Source organism: Aliiglaciecola sp. 3_MG-2023 (assembly GCF_030548205.1).
In the GTDB taxonomy this organism is placed as follows: domain Bacteria; phylum Pseudomonadota; class Gammaproteobacteria; order Enterobacterales; family Alteromonadaceae; genus Aliiglaciecola.
Genome location: NZ_JAUORV010000005.1, coordinates 149,114 through 169,105 on the forward strand (window position 1 = coordinate 149,114; position 19,992 = coordinate 169,105).

The 19,992-nt window shown below is 42.1% G+C and carries 16 protein-coding genes; 10 read left to right on the top strand and 6 right to left on the bottom strand.

The annotated features are described in order from the left end of the window. Positions 1-12: 12 nt before the first annotated feature. On the bottom strand, positions 13-1,530 hold the full coding sequence (locus tag Q4574_RS07350) for an aldehyde dehydrogenase (protein ID WP_303473090.1): 1,518 nt from the start codon (positions 1,528-1,530) through the stop codon (positions 13-15). 421 nt (positions 1,531-1,951) lie between these two features. Here Q4574_RS07350 and Q4574_RS07355 point away from each other — a divergent pair, with 421 nt between their 5' ends. Both Q4574_RS07355 and Q4574_RS07360 read left to right on the top strand, forming a co-directional pair. Further along, positions 1,952-2,455, top strand: coding sequence for a VOC family protein (locus Q4574_RS07355; protein WP_303473093.1), 504 nt, complete (start codon positions 1,952-1,954; stop codon positions 2,453-2,455). Then, positions 2,456-3,163, top strand: coding sequence for a hypothetical protein (locus tag Q4574_RS07360; protein WP_303473095.1), 708 nt, complete (start codon positions 2,456-2,458; stop codon positions 3,161-3,163). It abuts the gene before it with no gap. 50 nt (positions 3,164-3,213) lie between these two features. On the opposite strand, the gene Q4574_RS07365 is transcribed toward Q4574_RS07360, so the two are convergent. From Q4574_RS07365 to Q4574_RS07375, 3 genes are all read right to left on the bottom strand, one after another. Then, the gene (locus Q4574_RS07365) at positions 3,214-4,863 is read right to left on the bottom strand and encodes an alpha/beta hydrolase (RefSeq protein WP_303473097.1); all 1,650 of its coding nucleotides are present in this window, start codon (positions 4,861-4,863) and stop codon (positions 3,214-3,216) included. A 28-nt stretch (positions 4,864-4,891) separates the two neighbouring features. Further along, positions 4,892-6,490, bottom strand: coding sequence for an FAD-binding oxidoreductase (locus Q4574_RS07370; RefSeq protein WP_303473099.1), 1,599 nt, complete (start codon positions 6,488-6,490; stop codon positions 4,892-4,894). A 342-nt stretch (positions 6,491-6,832) separates the two neighbouring features. Beyond that, positions 6,833-7,498 (bottom strand): hypothetical protein, encoded by a 666-nt coding sequence (locus tag Q4574_RS07375; protein ID WP_303473101.1) that lies wholly within the window; start codon positions 7,496-7,498, stop codon positions 6,833-6,835. A 318-nt stretch (positions 7,499-7,816) separates the two neighbouring features. Here Q4574_RS07375 and Q4574_RS07380 point away from each other — a divergent pair, with 318 nt between their 5' ends. The 6 genes from Q4574_RS07380 to Q4574_RS07405 all read left to right on the top strand — a co-directional run bounded on the left by Q4574_RS07380 (position 7,817) and on the right by Q4574_RS07405 (position 16,220). After that, complete coding sequence (locus Q4574_RS07380; protein ID WP_303473103.1) at positions 7,817-8,458, top strand: glutathione S-transferase family protein; 642 nt, start codon at positions 7,817-7,819, stop codon at positions 8,456-8,458. Between the two features lie 505 nt (positions 8,459-8,963). Then, entirely contained in the window at positions 8,964-10,085 is a 1,122-nt protein-coding gene (locus Q4574_RS07385) for an LLM class flavin-dependent oxidoreductase (RefSeq protein ID WP_303473106.1), read from the top strand. Positions 10,086-10,179: 94 nt separating this feature from the next. Next, positions 10,180-11,040 (top strand): SDR family oxidoreductase, encoded by an 861-nt coding sequence (locus tag Q4574_RS07390; RefSeq protein ID WP_303473108.1) that lies wholly within the window; start codon positions 10,180-10,182, stop codon positions 11,038-11,040. A 278-nt stretch (positions 11,041-11,318) separates the two neighbouring features. After that, the gene (locus Q4574_RS07395; RefSeq protein WP_303473111.1) at positions 11,319-13,685 is read left to right on the top strand and encodes a TonB-dependent receptor; all 2,367 of its coding nucleotides are present in this window, start codon (positions 11,319-11,321) and stop codon (positions 13,683-13,685) included. A 140-nt stretch (positions 13,686-13,825) separates the two neighbouring features. Next, positions 13,826-15,208, top strand: a complete 1,383-nt coding sequence (locus Q4574_RS07400) for an MFS transporter (RefSeq protein ID WP_303473113.1) — start codon at positions 13,826-13,828, stop codon at positions 15,206-15,208. Positions 15,209-15,248: 40 nt separating this feature from the next. After that, entirely contained in the window at positions 15,249-16,220 is a 972-nt protein-coding gene (locus tag Q4574_RS07405; RefSeq protein WP_303473115.1) for an alpha/beta fold hydrolase, read from the top strand. Between the two features lie 45 nt (positions 16,221-16,265). On the opposite strand, the gene Q4574_RS07410 is transcribed toward Q4574_RS07405, so the two are convergent. Then, positions 16,266-17,156, bottom strand: coding sequence for a LysR family transcriptional regulator (locus Q4574_RS07410; RefSeq protein ID WP_303473117.1), 891 nt, complete (start codon positions 17,154-17,156; stop codon positions 16,266-16,268). Between the two features lie 446 nt (positions 17,157-17,602). On the opposite strand from Q4574_RS07410, the gene Q4574_RS07415 reads away from it, so the two are divergent. After that, positions 17,603-18,709: an LLM class flavin-dependent oxidoreductase gene (locus Q4574_RS07415; protein ID WP_303473119.1), complete on the top strand. Its 1,107-nt coding sequence runs from the start codon at positions 17,603-17,605 to the stop codon at positions 18,707-18,709. A gap of 33 nt (positions 18,710-18,742) precedes the next feature. Next, positions 18,743-19,321, top strand: coding sequence for an NADPH-dependent FMN reductase (locus Q4574_RS07420; RefSeq protein ID WP_303473121.1), 579 nt, complete (start codon positions 18,743-18,745; stop codon positions 19,319-19,321). Positions 19,322-19,422: 101 nt separating this feature from the next. On the opposite strand, the gene Q4574_RS07425 is transcribed toward Q4574_RS07420, so the two are convergent. Further along, positions 19,423-19,926, bottom strand: coding sequence for a phosphotransferase (locus Q4574_RS07425; protein WP_368411637.1), 504 nt, complete (start codon positions 19,924-19,926; stop codon positions 19,423-19,425). Positions 19,927-19,992: the final 66 nt, after the last annotated feature.

A 19,992-nucleotide genomic window follows, 5' to 3' on the forward strand; every position in this document is an offset into this window, starting at 1 on the left:
TGCCTAGGTTAATTAATATTTACCCAGTTGGGCGGTAACTGCCTTAGTTTCTAAAAACGCATCTAGACCCTCTTGACCAAATTCACGTCCCCATCCTGATTGTCCATAACCACCTGAAGGAATATTTGTACCGACTGCGCCATGACAATTAATTGAAACATGACCTGCTCGTATGCGCGCAACTAGTGAATGGGCAGTAGATAGGTTTTGTGTCCAGACGCTACCTGATAAGCCGTAAATAGTGTCATTTGCCAATCGAGCAATCTCGTCTAAGTCCAGAGTGGAAAAACGTTGAACAGTCATGACCGGGCCGAATATTTCGTCTTGTACTATGCTCATATCGGGTGTGCAATCGATGAAAATTGTTGGTTCCACAAAGTGTCCATCGCCTTCGAGTCTTTTTCCTCCGGCAAGCAGCGTTGCCCCTTCATTTAAACCCGCTTCAATATATTTCATCACCTGATCACACTGCTTTTCAGAAATAAGTGGACCCAAGGTTGTCGCTGGATTGATACCGTGCCCTATTACCAATTGCTCCGTGAATAACTTAACTCGTTCGATTAATTCATCATGAACAGAGTCATGAATGAAGATACGAGTTCCGGCCTTGCGATTTTGACCTTGCAGGAAAAATGTCGCCATTGCTATGCCTTTAGTCGCCAGTTCGAGATCTGCATCAGGCATGATTACCACAGGGGATTTGCCTCCCAGTTCAAGGGACACTTTCTTCAGGTTGCTTGTAGCTGCATTGATCACTTCTCGACCGATTTTCGTGGAACCAGTAAAAGAAACCGTATCCACATCGGTATGATGGGAAATAGCTGCCCCCACTTCGCTGCCATAACCATTTACAATGTTTACTACACCTGCTGGGATCCCCGCCTCTAAACAAAGCTGACCAATTAATAATGCGGACAAAGGGGTTTCTTCTGATGGTTTCATTACCACGGTACAACCGGCAGCAAGTGCTGGAGCAAGTTTTAGTACGGCAGTAAACGCTGGTACATTCCAAGGTACAATTAATCCGGCAACACCTATTGGTTCTCGCAACGTATAGGTAAGGGCCTCTGCATGGTCGGTTATATGCCGCGGAGGAGGCGTCGTTGTACCTTCAATCCGTTGTGCGGCTGCGCCGTAATAGTCAAACATCTCTGCGATATTATGAATCGTTAGACGCGCAATATTGGTTGGCATCCCATTGTCTAACACTTCAATTTCAGTCAACAAATCAGTATTGGATTCAACTAATCTTGCTATTCGTGAAAGCAACTTAGCACGTTCAAAATTAGTTAATTTAGACCAAGGACCTTCAAGTGCGTTGCGTGCAGCAATCACCGCCTCGTCAATGTCCTTTTTGCCACCAATGGAAACTTGAGCGATAACTTTATTGGTGGCTGGATCTCTGGTTTCAATGGTTTTACCTTCAATACCATCAACCCATTTTCCATCAATTAATAATTTGTGAGGTTGTTCCAAAAATTGTTCTGTGGCAGCTAAAATATTGATATTTTTGATCGTACTTTTAATCATGTTTTGCATCGTTACCTACTCATCCGCTCAAATTAGTCTTGTTTGCTAGTTTCCATGTCGATGAGGTCAGGAAAGTCGCGTCCAATCACAAGGAGTTTGCCAGTCATTCAAAGTTGAATATGCTTTAAACACGGAGTGAAAGTTTCAACATAGGACTAATTTATAACGAACAATTTCTATTCACTATGATAAATGTCATGGGTAAGCTTATCATTTTTGATTTAAGGTACTCTGTTTTTTAATCATCGATTTTGTTCAATTGTGTATTTGTTAGAGAAACAATACTGGTCACTGGGAAAATTGGACGTGTGAGACAGATTTACCGGCAAGTAAATTGTATACAGGGATTGATTAATATCATGGAGACCTTTTGCACAATTGTCGTAGAGTGTGAGTATCCAGTTTTACGTGATATCCGTTTATGCCAAACCCCAATGTTTCTGCGTTAATACGTGCGACCATCTTTGTTCGTGACTTGCAAATCGCGACTCAGTTCTACCGAGCTTTAGGCTTGTCTGAACGTTATTATCAAGGTGAACTTGACCATCCTTCCGCCAATGCAGTATTGGGCTTCGAGCAGCATCATCCTTATCCAATCAATATTCTCAAAGTTGCAGGCCCGAATTTCGGCATGCTTGGTCTGTTCCAATTATCAAAGGAGCATCAGGCTGAACAGCTTCAAATCGCGACTGGGGCAGCACGCATTGGTGAAGTCGCATTGGTTTTTTACGTGTCTTCTTTGGATGATGTTTTACCAAAATTGAAGGCGCTAGGAGCGGCTTGGGTGCCCGAGCCTGAACTGTTTGAAATGGGACATATATCTCAGCGTGAAATATGCATTAGAGATGCCGATGGTACTTTACTTAATTTGGTTGAGCGAAGCCCTGAGTTTCAAAATTTGGATTCACCAGAGATAGATTTTTAAATGATGCAAACTGACCTCAAGCCCGCGTTACAAAAATATATAAGTGGACGTATAGCCTATTGGAGTGCTGATAAGGTTCTGTTAGGGCAAGAGCGTTTTAATCTTGTTCGTCATGCTCATGGTTATTCATTTCGCGCATTTTGCGAAATGGATGACCTAGCACTATTGCGAGATGTCACAATGTCTCTTAATCAATATTGGCTACCCATTGATGGGTTCTGTCGCCTAACTTCGGCAGGGAAGGTTGTTGCGGCTAACTGGTTCTCTTTCCATAAAGATAATGTGGTTGTTGAAAGTGAAATTGATGGGTTAGGTCGAGTTTCGCAAAAATTTGATAATCAACCGGCCTACACCTATTTAGGCTTACATCCTTTACAAGGAGATGCTTTAGTCACGACACAGGTAGATACGTCTATGCCCGGCGAATATGTACCTGTTCAAGGCTTAACCAATTCTATATCTGAAAATGGTGATCAAGGATTAATTGCGACGCCAGTAACCATTGAAGTGGCTTATTTAGGCAATGAAGAACTCACTGTTACTGCTGGTACCTTTGATGCGCGAAAATACGCTTTGCGCTGGCAACCCGATTGGCCCCCCGCATACGTTTGGGTTAAAGAAGGTGATTATATTTTTCTAAAAATGAAGTGGCAGAAAATTGAAAATTGGTACGAACTCATCGAATTAGAAGAGCCTGAGGCTATCTAATTCGTGGTCTGTTCTTATGTATGGATTTACTCTGTGGGTAGTCTCTCCCGCTACTCAGCTTTTAACAGTTGTGGCCAACGATACATTTCATCTGCAAGTAGAATATAATCGCAAAATAGTATTCGACAAGGAGCGGTGTTGGTAAAAGCAACCTGGGAATCTGGACAGTGAATATAATCTTCGGCATTGAATTGAGAAGCGAGTTTTAGACAAGTTTCTATACATTTGCGAGCTTTTAGTAAGCCTAATAATTCGACTTGTAAAGTATTCGCATCGGGTATTTGAGCATGCTGAATTTGACTGTCTTGGGTTCGTTTATACCAAGGATAATATAAGCGACGATCGCGCAAATAGTGCCACGCTCGGGTTAAATGAGATCCGGCTGAATCCACATTTAAATCAGGTATTTTGATAGCAATAGGTGACGCTGGTTCAGCGCATTGTGGGTTACAAAAAGTGACTTTATCTATTAATTCTGGAAACTGCGTTTTAAGCGCTAACGCGTATGCACTGGCGTTAGCAATGGCAAGAACATCAATTTGCTCTATGTTCATTGTGGTGATCAGTTCAGCAAGCGCTACTGCCATATCAGCGGGGCTAGTGACGTCTGGCCAATCACTTTCACCATGCCCGGGTAAATCTGGCGCTATTACCTTTCTATGTTCGGCCATTGTCATTAATAAGCTATGCAAGGTTTCATTATTAAAACCAATTTCATGTAATACCAACAAGGGGGTGGGATTGGCATTTTGGGGGCTGCAATGGTTTAGCAGTATATGAAAAACTCCATTTGGGGTAGCTAGAAAGCGTTTACTGAGACCAATAGTTTTTAGTAGCGGTTGGCAGTTAAACGCTCCAGATGTTGGGAAATGTTGTTGTTGCGCATAATTTGCCATTGCCTCGGGAATATCATTGAAATCAGGGACAATTTGGGTGACAACACCATTTGGTAAAGGGGGATAATGTTCAACATAGCGAGATAAGGTATCTGCCTTAGCGGCTAATAATAAACTGGGAATCGATAGTCTCACTAAATCATCAACAATGGCATAATCTACAGCTGCCCTATAAGCCAACCGGTAATCGTTACCGGCTTCTAAATAATTCAGCAAATTAGCGTCTATTTCTGTATCTGTAGCAGGCCAGTAGTTAATGTTCTTTGAGGCACGTACATACCAAGGAAAAAAGCTGTGTTGATCCCGTAGTCTTGACCATAAAGAGGTTAAATGTGTACCGTTCCATTTCGTGACATAAGGAGGGAAGTAGTGGTCGCACAAATCTTTACGTTCATCGGCGCTGTTTATAAGCACACCGTTTGCCACTAAGGCTGCGAGCTTTTGCGGATAGCGAGCGGCTAAACGCACGCCTATTATTGCACCTGTATGGCTGCCGTATAACACCGGTTTGTGCAAATTTAAGACCTCAAAAAAGTTCACCAAGGCATCCACAAAATTATCTATCGACGGCTGTTCACCTTTATAGCATAGTGGGTCCGACTGCCCGTATCCCGGTGTGTCTGGTGCAACTACGGTGAAATTTGGAGCTAAATATTCGATAAGCGGAATTAACTCTTTGCTGTTATTCGGAGATTGATGGATTAATACAATTAGCGGTCCATTACCTGCATACCGATAGTGCACTTGTCGTTCCCCAATTAATGCATACTGGCGGGATATTTTGCAATTTGTATTAGTCATCATCTTTTACTCTTTAGAATATAAACACTGATTAAATACCTAAAGTACCAGGCGAAAGTTTATTCTTCGGATCTGTTACTTGTTTTATATTTTTTATCAGATTTAATGTTTGCGGAGAGACCCTTGATGCATAGGGATAAGCTTTGCCGAGCTGGAAGTTGGTGCCGTCGTGTTTAATATAAAGCGCGACAATGTCCTCTTTTAATTGCTGGATATACTCCCTTGCTTCTAGGTTAGCTGGATGCTTCGGTAAATTGGCTAGATAGTCTTGGGGTACAACCTCCCGATGATAAGCCGTGATTTCGTCTGGCCAATATAATGCTATTTCATATAAAAAACCTGAAGAGGCAACAGTGGCAAACATGCCGCCATGCCAAATACCTAAGCGTTGCATATCAGCTGAGCGTTGCCCATAGAATTGCTCAAGCTCTTGATGAAATTTAGCGACCTTCGAGTGGGGAATAATAGCGTGTAAAGGTACCCAACGTTCACCCGCTGGGCCTAACGTATTGAAAAAAGGTGCGAAGGGCATACCGCGTACTATGGCTGGAACTGTCGCGGGTATTTCAGAACCCAAATCAGAGGTCAGCTCTCGGATGCGGTGTAGTCGACTTTTCACTTCAGCATCATGGGTGCCTTCAACAATATAGTGAGTCATGTAAGGTGAGGAGCTAATCACTTTGCGAGCTGAAAATGCAGATTTAATTAGTTGCTTAATGCCGGCTAAGTAGGATGGAGAGCTCGTCAGAATGGATAAGGCTATTTTCATGGTTTGCCCCGCACTATCCTGACGCGCAATTTGCCCTTGAGACAATGCGCCATCCAAAGCAAAGTGGGTATCTTCTAATCGTTCTAAGCTAATTCGGCGCATGGATTCATGCATGCTATTAAAATCTGGAAAAGCAAAGGAAATAACGCGGTGGGCAGGACGACACTTAATCAGCGGGAGTGTAATGCGAGCTTTTATTCCCAGCGCGCCACAATCTCCGGTAAAAAGCCCAGTTAAATCAGGGCCAAAATGACGCATAAAGGGACTTGCACCTGTACTTGCTGAGCCAGTCTGTAATAAGGAGCCATCTCCTAAAACAATGTCCACGGACTGTACAGATTGCGCTGAAATTCCGTATAAGCCTGAACCATGGCTGATGGTGTTTTGTGATACAGAGCCTCCAATAGTCGCTTTCATTCCAGAAAATGGCCCCCAGAATGGGGTTCTGAGATTGCGTTTCCCCAGTTCTTCTTTAAGTTGTGACCAAGTCACTCCTGCTTCAACAGTCACGTAGCCATCTATTTCGTTAATCTCTACTATTTTGTTCAACAAACTTAAATCTATAATTACGACACCCTTTATTGGCGGCAAGTAACCGTCAGTATAGGATGCTCCCCCGCCTCTAATGGTTACACGAATGCCTTGCTCATGGGTAAAGGCGACCAATTGTTGTAATTGTTCAACTGTAGAAGGGCGAACTACTGCATCAGGAACTTCAAGCTGACGATAAACATCGGTGTAAAAAGCGGCGCTTGCAGTACCCGTTAAACACTGAGCGGCTCCAACAATTTCACAAAGTTTATTTTTGATTGTTGGTGCAAGGGAGTCTTGCTGATCTTTTGTCTGAAGTATATTTGTCATGCTTTAACCTATTACCTGTAAGAGTAGGACCTGTTGTGGAATCTTAGCCAAGGTGTTAGTTATCAGTTCAATTCTTAACAGTACGTAAATATTCTGGATTCGAAATTGACGGTATAGCCAGAGTACCCTCCATGTTAAATTCCGTCTTTGATAATTGTCATGCTGACAAAATAGAATCTAGCTTCCCGTAATTTGCGCTTGTCAACCCAACACTCGCAACCCAAGTTTAGCGAGTCAAAATAGTGTTTTAGAAAAGAAGAGGTGAGTCGGGAGAAGTATCCGACTTTTTCGCTGGGTAAATTTAGCTTAGGATGTGAAGTGCAATAGTAGGTATATGCTGTATTAAAGCAGCGGTTTTGCTATGCCTATTGCTGCTGCACCAATCAAACCGGCCCAAATGGTATATACCCATGGTTTAGCCTTGTTCATGGCTTTTAGCATCGCTTTGTTGTCGTAGGCCGTATGTATATCCTGAATAAGGTTAGAATACGCTGGGCCGAAGTCTTTTAATGCGAGCCGAATCATAAGCCCACAAAATACCAGCAAATAAAATATGCAAAGTTTAGCCGCTATCCAAGTATTACCCATTAAGTTGCCATTAATTAGGGCATAAGAGACAGATATTAAACCGATGACTATCAAGGCGCAGCGAAACATAAAATCAAATTTTACTAGTTGATTAATATAAGAAGCATGATGTTTGTAATGTTGCAATAAGACTAAGGCAAGCCAAAAAGGTCCGAGTAACACAATAGCTGCCAGTTGCCACACTGGATGTTCGACATTAAAAAATGTCGTTAATAAGCCACCTGTAGTTAACATTAAGGTCATGCATAGTTTAGGCACTAAATCACACGCAACCATTATTTTACCTGCGACTATTCTCGCTTCGCGGCTGGCTTTTTCATCCACCACTATATTACTGGAATAAAACACGCCAATGTCACCGCCTAGCCAATAACAAAACAGCAAAATATGTATCAGTAAAAGCAGTTCATGTGCGGTCATGGTGAAATTTCCATTATCAATATTATTGTTGAAATTCTGATGCTCAAAGCTGTTTTGTCACCCTAAGGGATATGTGTGGGAAGATATAATAAACAAATTGCCACTAGCTCCAAAAGAGATGTTAGCATAATATTATATCATTGTGATGTAAAGTTCAGCTGTTTAGGAACTGACGTGTTTATGTATTCTGACATCAAGCTTGTTAGATAAGCCGATGTTGAAACAACGGAAGTTGATAAAGACTTATGTATTACTTCGCAAATAACTAATTGAGCGAAAATGTTTTAATCCTCTCACCATCTAGGAAGCTAACAACATATGAAATTATATAGCCTACCTCACTCACCTTATTCTGCTAGAGTGCGAATGCAAATTTATAGCAAACAACTTAATATCGACATATTGCCGCCAGAAATTCCGTTAAAAACAACTGAGTTTAAAGACGCTTATCCTATGGGGAAGGTGCCTATACTTGAGATTTCTGAAACTGAATTAATCCCTGAGGCAACGGCTATCGCTGAGTATTTAGAGGACGAGTTTCCTGAAAATCCATGCCGTCCCAAGTCTTCTTCAAAACTAGCCATGACGAGAGCAACGGTTAGTTTTGCAAATTCTCACTTTGGACCATCTTTATTTCCGCTATTTAAAAACATGGCGGAGAAAGATGCTCACCCCGACAAAAGTACCTTTACACAGCCTCTTTGTACTGAGCTGGAAAAGCTAGATCGTTGGATGGCCATCCATACGTCGGATGCATATGATATTGGTGATTTTGCGTTAGCCACTAACCTTTGGTATGCCACCACGCTAGCTCCTGCCTATGATCAACCAGATATATTAATGCAATATCCCAGAGTGAAAGCTTGGTGGGAAGCAATTAAAAAACAACCTCATGTAGAAAAAGTATTGGATGAAATGGCTGCTGGTTTCGCTGCTTTCGTGAAAAAAAATAAGCAGTAGCCATTTAGGTTGATGCTTTCAGTTAATATCAATTAACTGTCAGCATCTTAATCATTTCATACTTTACCCTGGTCAGATCAAAACAGCCTATTATTTACTCCCTTTCAACCTGATTCTGAGTTGATGCTTCAAATACACCCTTGGCAACTCGCCCTTTCTTTGCTAATTCCCAATCTTTTTTTCAGCCCTCAATTACATTTAAAAAAAGCAATTTAATTTGTATTTATATTATGTCTATATAACATTTATTTTGCGAAAACAGGCTGAAAATCGAAACAGTTGAACACTGAATAAACACCCCTCAAAACGCTAATTTTAAATGTTTTAAATTTTTAACCTTTTGAAAATACTAGATATTATTGAATTACTCAGTTTTAAAAGCTAAGAAAATTGCGTATTTAGCTATACAGAATGTGTATAGCGTATGCGTAAATTCATTTAGGAAAACTATCTTATAAGGCCTAGTATCAAATCAACGAAAAGATACTAATTCACAGGAATTACCATGAATTTTGGAACTTCAGATGACCTAGAAATTATCGGTCTTGTTAATCATCATCCTGGTGGGGTTGGTGATCCGCCTTCTCAGTTAGATTTCGATGCAGAACATATACGCAAGTCTGCAACATCACAAGAAAGTGCAGGGTATGACAGGGTGCTCATTGCCAATGCTGCGGTTATGCCAGAGAGTTTTTCAATTGGCGCATATCTATCCGCTGTGACCTCCTCACTTGGCTTTCTACTTGCCCACCGACCCGGTGTTATTCCCCCTACCGCTGCGGCACGCAACCTAGCGACCTTAGATAGGTTAAGTGGTGGCAGAGCAGCCGTCCACATTATCGCAGGAGCAGATGATAGGGAAGTACAAGCAGACGGACTATTCAATACTAAAGAAGAGCGTTACCACATCGCAGCAGAGTACGTAGAAGTTATGCGCAAAATGTGGTCTTCGCCAGAACCTTTCGATTTTGATGGCGAATTTTATAAATTCCGTGGTGCTTACGCCATGGTTAAACCTGCTAGTGGAGCGGTTCCTGTTTATTGGGCCGGTACATCTGATTTGGCCATCGATCTGTGTGGCAAAGTGGCAGATGTTTACGCCCTAGGAGGCGATACGTTCGAACGTGCAGGAATGTTAGCAAACAAAGCCTATGCAGCCGCAGAAAAGTATGGGCGTGAAATAAAAGTACTGATGACGATGGTAATTATCGTTGGAGATACCGAAGAAGATGCTTGGGCTAAAGCGCAGATGTTGTATGAAAAAGTTGAACTTCAAGTGGCTAATGGTAACGGCGCTATATTGGCCAAGCATGAAAAAATTGGTGATAAGCCAGCGGCAGGTGCTTTTCGGCGAATGATGGACCAATCCAAAGAAGGCGATAGATTAGACCGCTGTTTATGGACAGGCCTGAATAAAGCTTACCAAGGTCGCGGTAATAACAGTGTGTTGGTTGGCAGCGCAGAGCAAATTGCGGATAGCCTTATGGAATACAGACGCTTAGGTGTCACTCGATTTTTACTTCGTGCACCGGATCAGGATACAGATGCGGCAAAAATTGGAAGTACTTTAGTACCCGAGTTACGTGAAAAAATTGCTCAAGCAATGGCACAGAATAAAAGCGCATAGCTGCAATTATTTTGAGCACCTTTAGTTAATAATTCTAATCGTCGCTTAATCAAACTTGAGTGACTGAATTAATTGTAAATATATGGATTCAAATATGATTTTGGTAATCGGCGCCACTGGCAAAACAGGTAGTAATGTTGTTAAAAACTTACTCGACAAAAACTGTTCAGTTCGGGCACTTGTTCGCAGTGAAGAAAAAGCAAGGGCACTCAGGGATGCGGGCGTAGATGTGATTATTGGCGATGTTTCTAGTAAAGACCTTGTCCATAAAGCTATGGACAAGGTGACAAAAGTCTTCTTATTACTGCCAAATGGTCAAGATCAATTAACCTTGGAAAAGAATGTTATTGATGCCGCGGTAGAGGCTAAAGTTTCGCTATTTGTTAAGCAATCTTCTTTAGAATCTGTGGAAGGTACCACTAAACCCATACCAAAAATGCATCTTGCCTCGGAAGCCTATCTAAAGTCCTGCGGTTTAAATTGGGTAATGATACGCCCCACTTTTTTTGCGCAAATGTTACTTACCTGTGCGCCGGCAATTCGAGCTCGTGATGCGCTTACATTTCCAATGGGGCTGGGTAAAGTTGCTGCCACTGATGCCCGAGATGTCGCTGAAGTAGTTGCCAAAGTACTCACTGAAGATGGTCACGAAAACAAAAGTTATGATTTGACTGGGCCAGAACTACTCTCGTTTGAAGAAATTGCGCATATCTTTACTGAAGTGCTTGGACGCAAAATTAGTTACGTTGATCAGCCATTGGCAGATTATCGAGGGATTCTAGAAAAATTCATTCCAGATGCATGGCGAGTGTCTGCGGTATGTGAAGAGTTAAAAGGTTTGGCGGATGGTAGTACCCAGCACACGACTCAAGTAATACAAATCTTGCTCGGTCGTGAGCCGCGTTCTGTTAGGCAATTTTTAACCGAATATGCCAAGGCATTTAGTCCAGATTAGCCTTAAACCAAATGGATAGTTTCAATTGTTTTATTGTTGTGCAAAACAAATTGAAAAATGAATGAGAGCATGTAGCAACAACATTAGTTGTTTCTCGTTCGCAAGTTTCTTGCCTTGTCTGTACCGATAAATATTACGTAATAGGGTAACTTCGACTTGTAAGCTTTATTGTTATTTCATTATAAAGTTATGTATATATGTATTGGCAAGGTTTGAGCGTTTATTCAGAGATTGGAAAATAATCATTAATTAAAAACAATAAAGATGGCGGAAAACTGATGAAAAAAACTAAAACCTTTAAACGAACGCTACTTGCTCAAGCGATGTTGACTCTCGCAAGTGTTGGAGTTTTGACAACAACTTCTGCAGCTCAGGATGTTAATAATACAACAGATGCTGATGTTGAACGAGTCGTAGTAACAGCAAAAAATCGAGTCGAGCCGCTGCAAGAAGTTCCCCTTGCGATTAACGTATTATCGTCTGATGATTTGAAAAATGGTCAAGTTAACGGTTTACGTGACTTGCAAGATGCCGTACCTAATCTTTACTTATCAGCGTCAAACCGTAATGATCCTACTGCCGTTGGTATGCGAGGACTTACACCTAATACCTCTGATGAGCGTTATCAAGGTGTGTCTTTTTTCCTTGATGGTGTTCCTCTTAGTGGACAGTTAGCTTCTTTGGGCTTAAACGGCATAGAACGCGTAGAGGTTATCAAGGGCCCGCAAGCTGCGAGTTTTGGTCGTGCAACATACAGTGGTGCCGTTAACTTTATAACACAAGAGTTAGGTAGTGACGTTGTTACTGGAAGCTTTCGCGCTAAACTTGGCCAAGTGACTGGCGGTCCAGATACCAGCTATTTACTTGAAGGTTCTGTGGAAATGCCATTGATTGAGGATAAACTTTGGTTAAATGTAGCTGGCAGTGTATTCCAAAATGGTGGAGTGGCAGAAGCGACTGACGATGGTACCTCTATCGGTCAAGAACGTTCACAAATTGCCTCATTAGATTTGTTATATAAGCCATCAGACACCCTTTCTATTAAGTTAAAGGGGATGTTTTCACATGATAAAGATCATAGTTCACTTGCTGTTATTCAGCATCCTAGAGAGTGGGTTGAAGCTGGTGTAGATTTGGTTACCTTGCCTCGAGCTTCAGGATCATTTTACCCTTCAGTATTACCCGATCCTGATGTAGACCTAATTGCTAACTTAGGCGCTGATAGTTTTCTTCGTGACCGCTACTTTGCATCTTTGATTGTCAATAAAGAAATTGGTGATTATGAGTTAACCTATAGTGCTGGGTATTACTACAGTGAAGATGACAGAGAGTTTTCTTTTTCTGCTCGTGCTTATTTGCCTGGTCAAGATCCAGTATTTGGTGATTTAGTGGGTACTGATGAAATTGACCTTGGATTTTTTGCTGGATTTACAATTCCTGCTAGTGAAATCTTTGAGAACTACAGCCAACAATTAGTGTTATTGTCGCCTGGTGATTCAGATTTCAGATGGCGTGCTGGGCTTTATTACTTTTATGAATTTGATGAAACTCAATTCACCTCTTTCGCTAGCGACGCAAATCCAGATGGTACGGCTCGTAAAGAAAAACTAGAAAACTATGCCGTTTTTGGTGGCTTCGATTATGATTTGACCGAACAGCTAACGTTAAGTGTTGAAGGTCGAATTGCAGACGAAAAAGTGACTTACATGGCATGCCCAAATTGTACTTCGCCAATTGATACCGCTGGTAGTAATTCTTCTACCGATTTCTCTCCTCGTGTAACCCTTAGTTATAAACTCTCTGAAGATAATATGCTCTACGGTTTGTATTCTTCTGGTGTGAAAAGTGCTCGTCAGAGTCTTGTTCAGGTTAATGGCGAACCTCTAATTGTGGTGGCTGATCCAGAAGAGTTAGATAACTTTGAGCTTGGTTCTAAAAATGAGTTCAACGACGGTCTTATTACCCTAAACATGGCGGCTTTTTATCAACACGTTGAAAATCAACAGTTGGTAAGTTCAATTAATCTACCTATAGGCGACCAACTGATTCCAGTGACTTACGTTAATAACGTTGGTGAGTCAGAAGTGTACGGGTTTGAGTTAGAATCTAGAGTCGCAGTTACGGAAGCCTTTACATTAACAGGCTCGCTTGGTTATGCAGATCATGAATTTGTGAATGATGAACCCTTTGTTATGTCGGCAACCTCGGCTTGGGGATTTGAAGGAGAAGTGGGTGACCCAGTTTCTCTTGATGGTAAAACCCAGACTAACATACCTAAATGGAACGGTACTATTGGCAGTGAATATTATGTTGATGATTTTTATAAAAACATGAGCCTGTCTGTTCGTTTAGATGCCAAATATCGTGGTGAATTCTACGCTGACTTGTCCAATTTGGTTACGGTTAAAAGTGCGTGGACATTTAATGGTCGCATCAGCTTAACAGGCGATGACTTAGAAGTTGCTCTTTATGGTAAGAACATCTTCAATCAAGACCGAGCCATTGGTGCTGGTTTAGCGGGTGCTTCTTCTGGTTGCGCTTTTGTTGAAACAGATACTGCGACTTACGGCAGCAATCAACAATGTTTACAAGCAACAGCACAAAGACCTGCTGAATTTGGTGTTGAAATAGGTTACAAGTTCTAGTTTTTGACTCCCGCTGCTCTGCCAACAGTTCCCAGTTGGTAGGGCTTTTTTGAGTTAAAAATGAATTTTGCACTTCAGGCGGCTGCCAGACAAATAGTAGCGTCTAACAAATAATAACTATAAAACATTGGAGGCTTTACGTGCCTAGTGAAAGTACAATTGACACTCTGCCCGATCCATCGCTAGTGGATAGCGTTCCTGATAAGATAAAGTTTGCTACCTTCTACTCTCTAGGTGGCCGCGTTACTATCATGGCGTTAATTCTAACCGCTGCCCTGTGTACTATGGATCGCATGGTACTTTCAATGGTGGTCGAGCCGTTGCGAGCAGATTTATCCCTTACAGAGACCCAAATTGGCGTGCTGCAAGGTTTTTCCTTTTCGTTACTCTACGCCTTTGCCGGTATTCCATTAGGCTTAATGGCAGATAGATTAAATCGCAACAAACTACTCGCTATGGCAGTTCTTACCTGGAGTGGCGGCACTATTGCTTGCGGTATGGCCAATAGTTTTGAAACCTTGTTTATTTTTCGAATGTTAGTCGGTGCTGGTGAAGCGGCACTGTGGCCCGTAGCCATTTCATTAATTGGCGATATTGCCCCTCAGCGCAATCGTGGATTTTTAATCGGTGGCATTATTCTTGGTCAATTGTTTGGTGCTAGCCTGTCACTTATTATCGGCGGGCAATTATTACAAGCGGCAATGGGGGGAGGCTTAGCTCATTTACCGGTGATTGGTGATATGGAAGCTTGGCGCATGTTATTTATAGTTTATGGCATCGCGGGTTCGTTAGCCATTGTAATGTTATTAATGGGAAAAGAGCCGCCAAGAGAGCGCACCGGTGGAAGTCAATCATCCCACCCTTTAGCGGGATTGGGGGAGTTTTATGAGTTCTTCAAAGTCAATTGGAAGTCTGTCGGTTCACTATATTTGCTGACTATGGTGGTCGCCATTGTTCAATATTCCGGTTTAGCTTGGAATGTGCCTTTATTTCTACGTCGATTCGAATTAGGGCCTCAACAAGTAGGCTTGATTATGGGCGTAGTGATGTTTGCAGCTGGTGGTATTGGTTCATTAGCTGGTGGTTTCGCCTCTAAACTCACAGGTAAGAGTCCTGTAAAACGCCTCAATGTAATGATTTGCGCATACTGTTTGTGTGTGGGTTACGGGCTTATTGCCTTCAATCCTAGTCTTAACGTCAGTATCTTTTTAGTTTCATTCCCAGGTGTACTGTTAGCCATGGCTGGCGTGATGTCGTTAGTGATTATGCAGGACATTGTGCCTTCCCATATGCGCGGTGTAGCCACTTCCGTTAATACTCTTTTTGCTAGTTTGATTGGCGCATCAATGGGACCAATGCTAGTTGCCATGTTAACTCAATATGTATTTGAACAAGACAATATGGTGGGTGTGTCACTTGGTTTAGTTGTTGGGCCGGCTATGGTAATTGCGGTTATTTTAGCTTTCGTACTTAAACGACAAGTCGTCAAAAAATATGCTGGGATGGAAGCAGAAAAAGCATAACTTGCCAGGTTGATAGCTGTAAAATAATTAGGGGTTAATGATGATAAAAAGTGTATTGAAATGGACAAGTAGCGTACTTGCTGTTGGACTGATAGTGTGTGTCGGAATTATTGCAAGTATGCGTGCCGGTTGGTGGAACCCTAGCTTTGAAGATGTGCAGAAAAAGCATGCAACAGCGCCATCTAAGTTTGTTATGGTTGAAGACGTTGAGCTGCACGTGCGGGACGAAGGGCAGGGACCTGTCATTATAATGTTACATAGTTCTATGACGAACTTGCGAATCTATGACGAATGGGCAGATCGGTTAAAAACAGACTACCGTGTTATTCGTATCGATTGGCCTCCGTATGGCTTGTCCACTGATCCTAAACCATCCCAAGGGATGCCAAGTATTGTTAAATTACTAGAAAAATTCGTCGCACAAGAGGGATTAGACAAATTTACCTTAGTGGGAAGCTCCAGTGGTTCGACGATTTCAGTACTGTATACTGCATCCCATCCTGAACAGGTTCGAGCACTTGCTTTGTCAACGTTACCGCTGTCATCGCCACCTACCTCTGAACCACCTGCTACCGTAAAAATAGTACAGTATATTAATCAAAATTGGGTACCTAACTATCTACCGAAATTTTATTACAAATCATCACTGGGATGGCTTTATGGGGTTTCCTCTCGGCTTACACCAGAAACATTAGATTGGTATTACGAAACGAATAATATCGATGGTAAGTTTGCACTGGTTAAACAATATTATGAAGCAAATTTGAAGGCGGTATGGTCTAAAGGTGCAGGAGATGAGGCAGCTCAAATTAAAGTGCCGATTTTACTCCAGTGGGGAGATATTGACCCAGTTTTGCCCATAGACTTAGTTCCAGGTGCGGTAGCCGAATTTAAGAATACTAAAGTAGAAGTGATTCATTACCCAGATGTAGGTCACTATCCAATGCTAGAGTTACCGGATGAAACGGGTCAAGATTTAAAAACTTTTATCGATAAAATTCATGCAATTTAGTAAATCATTCAAAATATTATGATTAGTTGAAACTCTTCGTAAATTCTAAACGCAGACTTTACGAAGAGTCGCAATTACCGACTTTTCACTGTATGAAAGACGTGCTTCGGAGCGCCAGAATATACCTGCAGGGCGGGTATAACTTGATTGTCCAAAGTCCATTTCTTTCAGTTGTCCAGAATTGATTTCTTCGGCATATTCTCTATGATTTCCCATAGAAATCAGATCACTATTAAGTAAGCACCCTTTCATTAGCAGCAAGGATGATGTGCGCAAACCTATTTCTGGCACGGGTAAATCATTATCGAGAAACATTTGCTTCCAGCCCTGTGTAACAACTGCATCGTCAGGAACGATCCAGCGAGCATTAACAATATCTTTTAGCTTCGGTTTCGCTTTTTTTAATAAAGGGTGGCCGGTACGCATGAGCACACTTGCGCCCTCAACAGAGAGTTGTTCGAACGTAAGCCCAGTCAGGTCAATACTTGGAGGTCGGGCACCAAACGCCATGCGGATACTGCCTTCGCGGACATGTTCCAGTAATTCGTGTGTATTATTTTCTACAACTTTAATTTGTAAATGAGGAGCGCTAACCGCCAAACGCGACAAAGCAAGTGGTAGGCGATGCATTATAAACATGGGTTCGGTGCCAATAGTGATCACTTCTTCTCGCCTACCTCTTAGTGAGTTAATGGTCTCTAATGCTCTGTCTCTTTCGGTCATTATAATATGGGCGTGGGGCAGAAGCTCTCTTCCGTTCGCTGTTAAACTAATCCCTTTAGAGCCGCGTTCGAAAAGTTTTATATCAAGTGAGTCTTCGAGTTGTTGGATACTGCGACTCAATGAAGGTTGCGAAACCGCTAATATATCGGACGCTTTATTGAAACTGCCATGTTCAGCAACTGCTACAAAACGTCTTAATTGGCGAATGTCCAAAATATACTCTCCTTGGTAAAAATGACCATGAAACAAGTTTCGGTAAAACCTAAGGTTGCTACTGTATATTCTGTTATAGATTTAATGCATAGGCAATCCATAAATTGATTTAGATATTTTATAATTAAATCGTTATGGTTGAACCTTAATACATTAATGATATAACTCTATAACAATTCTGCTGAGAGGATGCTCAAAGAACGGAACTGGACTTTAGGAAGATAAATATGGAATTTGTTGAATTAAGTTGTGAAGTTACGATAAATGAAGGGTTGCCTAGTATTCCACATCTATTTTTTGGTTATAGAGATCGAAACAATCGCAAGGGCTATCGATGCGCCATTGCCTGTCGGCTTGATTAAGTTCTAGGCCTAATTTTAAACAGTAAAGTATCAGTCCTGATAATAATTAAGGAACTGAAAGTTCCGACCTTTGGAGGTTATCAAATGCCATGTGAAATTGTTGGATTACACTTTCATGCAGACTCTTCAGAATTACACCCTGTTGATAATGTTTTGGATACGGATTTTATTCGCGATTATGCCATTGCTCATGAAGAAGCTGGATTCGATAGAGTATTAATAGGACAAACCGCTACCTGGCCTGACGGATTGACTATTGCCAGTCACATTGCGGCAGTCACTAGCAAGCTCAAGTTTATGGTCGCTCATCGACCAGGGTTTATTGCACCGACCATGGCGGCGCGCATGTTCGCTACGCTAGATCAACTTTCCAATGGTCGGGTCGGTGTACATATTATTACCGGTGCAAGTGATGTTGAAATGCAATGTGATGGTGATTTCCATACAAAAGATGAACGTTATAGACGCAGCCGCGAATATGTTGATGTGCTACGACAAATTTGGCAAAGCGATGGGCCAACCGACTTTGAAGGCGATTGGTATCGTTTTAATCAAGGCTTTTCAAAGATAAAACCTAAACAAACCGCTATTCCGGTTTATTGGGGTGGGGGATCTGAGCTTGCAGTGAAGTTGGGTGCAGAGTGCGCTGACGTATATGCAATCGGTCCAGGTACCGTTGAGCAGACAGCAAAAGTGATTGATGGATTTAAATCTGCTGCAGCAGTGCACGGTCGCAACCCGGGGATCTCAATGTCGATTCGCGTGATTATTGGTGAAACCGAAAAAGAAGCGTGGGACAAAGCCCAGCATGTGCTTGATGTGGTCACTAAAATACAATCTTCAGGCACCAAAATTGGCCGTGATAAAGGCCCTGATGACCAAGGTGCGAAACAAATGTTAGCCATAGCTGAGCAAGGTGACTGCTTAGATGAAAGATTGTGGACTGGGATTACCAAAGCAACGGAAGGTCGTTTACACGCAATGGCCTTGGTGGGGACTGCTGAACAGGTCTCTGACTCATTGATGGCATACTACGAGGTTGGCGTTGACAGATTCCTTATCAACGGATTTGAAACCTTGAGTGACGTTCGACTACTTGGCAAAGGTCTTATTCCGTTAATTCGCGAAAAGGTAGCCATTGCTGACAAAAAATTAAGAATAGTAACCAATATAAATGGCAACCAAGAATAAGTGTTATGCACCATGCAAGCTGAGGAAAAATGAATGACTAAAGGTATCTCTATTGTGGGAATCGGCGGCACGACTTCGCCAAGTTCATCCACCGAAAATGCAATGAAAATAGCATTGCAATCTGCAGAATCTGCAGGCGCATCTGTAACCCATTTTGATGGCGCATTTCTATCCGCGCTGCCCCATTATTCATATGGCGCTCTTGAGTCTTCGCCTGAAGCCCGTGAGTTAGTGGCAAAAATTCGTGAAGCCGATGGCATCATTTTGGCTACGCCTAGTTATCATGGTTCGATTTCTGGCTTGATGAAAAATGCCATCGATTATTTTGAGGAAACATCCAAAGATTCTCGGGTGTATATGGATGGCGTTCCCGTTGGCATAGTGGTGACCGCTTATGGGTGGCAAGCAATTGGCTCAACATTGGGATCTATGCGCTCGATCGTGCATGCATTGCGTGGTTGGCCAACACCGTTTGGTGCAGGTATCCGAGCTGTGCCAGGCATGTTTAAAGAGGGTAAAGTGGACGACGAAAATGTCCAGATGCAACTGAATTTAGTGGGTAAACAAGTGTATGACTTTGCTAAACTCCACTGTATTCCAACATCAGTCTAAATGATTTGATAAGCGTTTAATTGAGATCAAATTGACAGCGTTTTTGGCGGCTATCAGCCATCAGAAGCTGCTGTCACTTAGTTTGTTTTAGTAACTAGATTTCAAGGTTTAACTGCAGCCTGCGCAATCAACTGGTGAGCCCGTTCTAATAACCTAAAGTTGGTTTCATGGAGCATTTCAGCCACATCTTTTGGCGCTTTTCCAGCGCAATATCTCACATAGGTGCCTTCAAGAATTACAGTTAGTTTGAAGCAGCCTAGGACGCCGTACCAAGCTATATTGCTTAAGTCACGTGTCGAATGTTTCCCATAGTGTTTTATAAGCTCTTCGATTGTCGGGAAACCATCGATATCCAGTTCCGAAAAATCAAGGGTTTCTTTACCCTTTGATTCTGGCCAAGTTGCCATTACCCAACCCAAATCAATTAATGGATCGCCAATTGTGGCCAACTCCCAGTCAATTAAAGCGGCAATTTCCGGGCTGTCATTTTCAAACATAACGTTGCCGATATGTGCGTCGCCGTGAATAATTCCGGGTATGAAATTTTCGGGGCAATTGTCTTCCAACCATTTGGCAATAGAGTCAATTCCAGTTGCCTTATCTATGCCCGAGTGCGCTCAAACATCAAGCTTTTCAAGAACATTTTTGGGGGGACTTTAAATCTGTTAATC

Excerpts from the sequence above, each read along its gene's own strand:
- Q4574_RS07350 (WP_303473090.1), bottom strand. The coding sequence starts at position 1,530 with ATGATTAAAAGTACGATCAAAAATATCAATATTTTAGCTGCCACAGAA.
- Q4574_RS07355 (WP_303473093.1), top strand. The coding sequence starts at position 1,952 with ATGCCAAACCCCAATGTTTCTGCGTTAATACGTGCGACCATCTTTGTT.
- Q4574_RS07360 (WP_303473095.1), top strand. The coding sequence starts at position 2,456 with ATGATGCAAACTGACCTCAAGCCCGCGTTACAAAAATATATAAGTGGA.
- Q4574_RS07365 (WP_303473097.1), bottom strand. The coding sequence starts at position 4,863 with ATGATGACTAATACAAATTGCAAAATATCCCGCCAGTATGCATTAATT.
- Q4574_RS07370 (WP_303473099.1), bottom strand. The coding sequence starts at position 6,490 with ATGACAAATATACTTCAGACAAAAGATCAGCAAGACTCCCTTGCACCA.
- Q4574_RS07375 (WP_303473101.1), bottom strand. The coding sequence starts at position 7,498 with ATGACCGCACATGAACTGCTTTTACTGATACATATTTTGCTGTTTTGT.
- Q4574_RS07380 (WP_303473103.1), top strand. The coding sequence starts at position 7,817 with ATGAAATTATATAGCCTACCTCACTCACCTTATTCTGCTAGAGTGCGA.
- Q4574_RS07385 (WP_303473106.1), top strand. The coding sequence starts at position 8,964 with ATGAATTTTGGAACTTCAGATGACCTAGAAATTATCGGTCTTGTTAAT.
- Q4574_RS07390 (WP_303473108.1), top strand. The coding sequence starts at position 10,180 with ATGATTTTGGTAATCGGCGCCACTGGCAAAACAGGTAGTAATGTTGTT.
- Q4574_RS07395 (WP_303473111.1), top strand. The coding sequence starts at position 11,319 with ATGAAAAAAACTAAAACCTTTAAACGAACGCTACTTGCTCAAGCGATG.
- Q4574_RS07405 (WP_303473115.1), top strand. The coding sequence starts at position 15,249 with ATGATAAAAAGTGTATTGAAATGGACAAGTAGCGTACTTGCTGTTGGA.
- Q4574_RS07415 (WP_303473119.1), top strand. The coding sequence starts at position 17,603 with ATGCCATGTGAAATTGTTGGATTACACTTTCATGCAGACTCTTCAGAA.
- Q4574_RS07420 (WP_303473121.1), top strand. The coding sequence starts at position 18,743 with ATGACTAAAGGTATCTCTATTGTGGGAATCGGCGGCACGACTTCGCCA.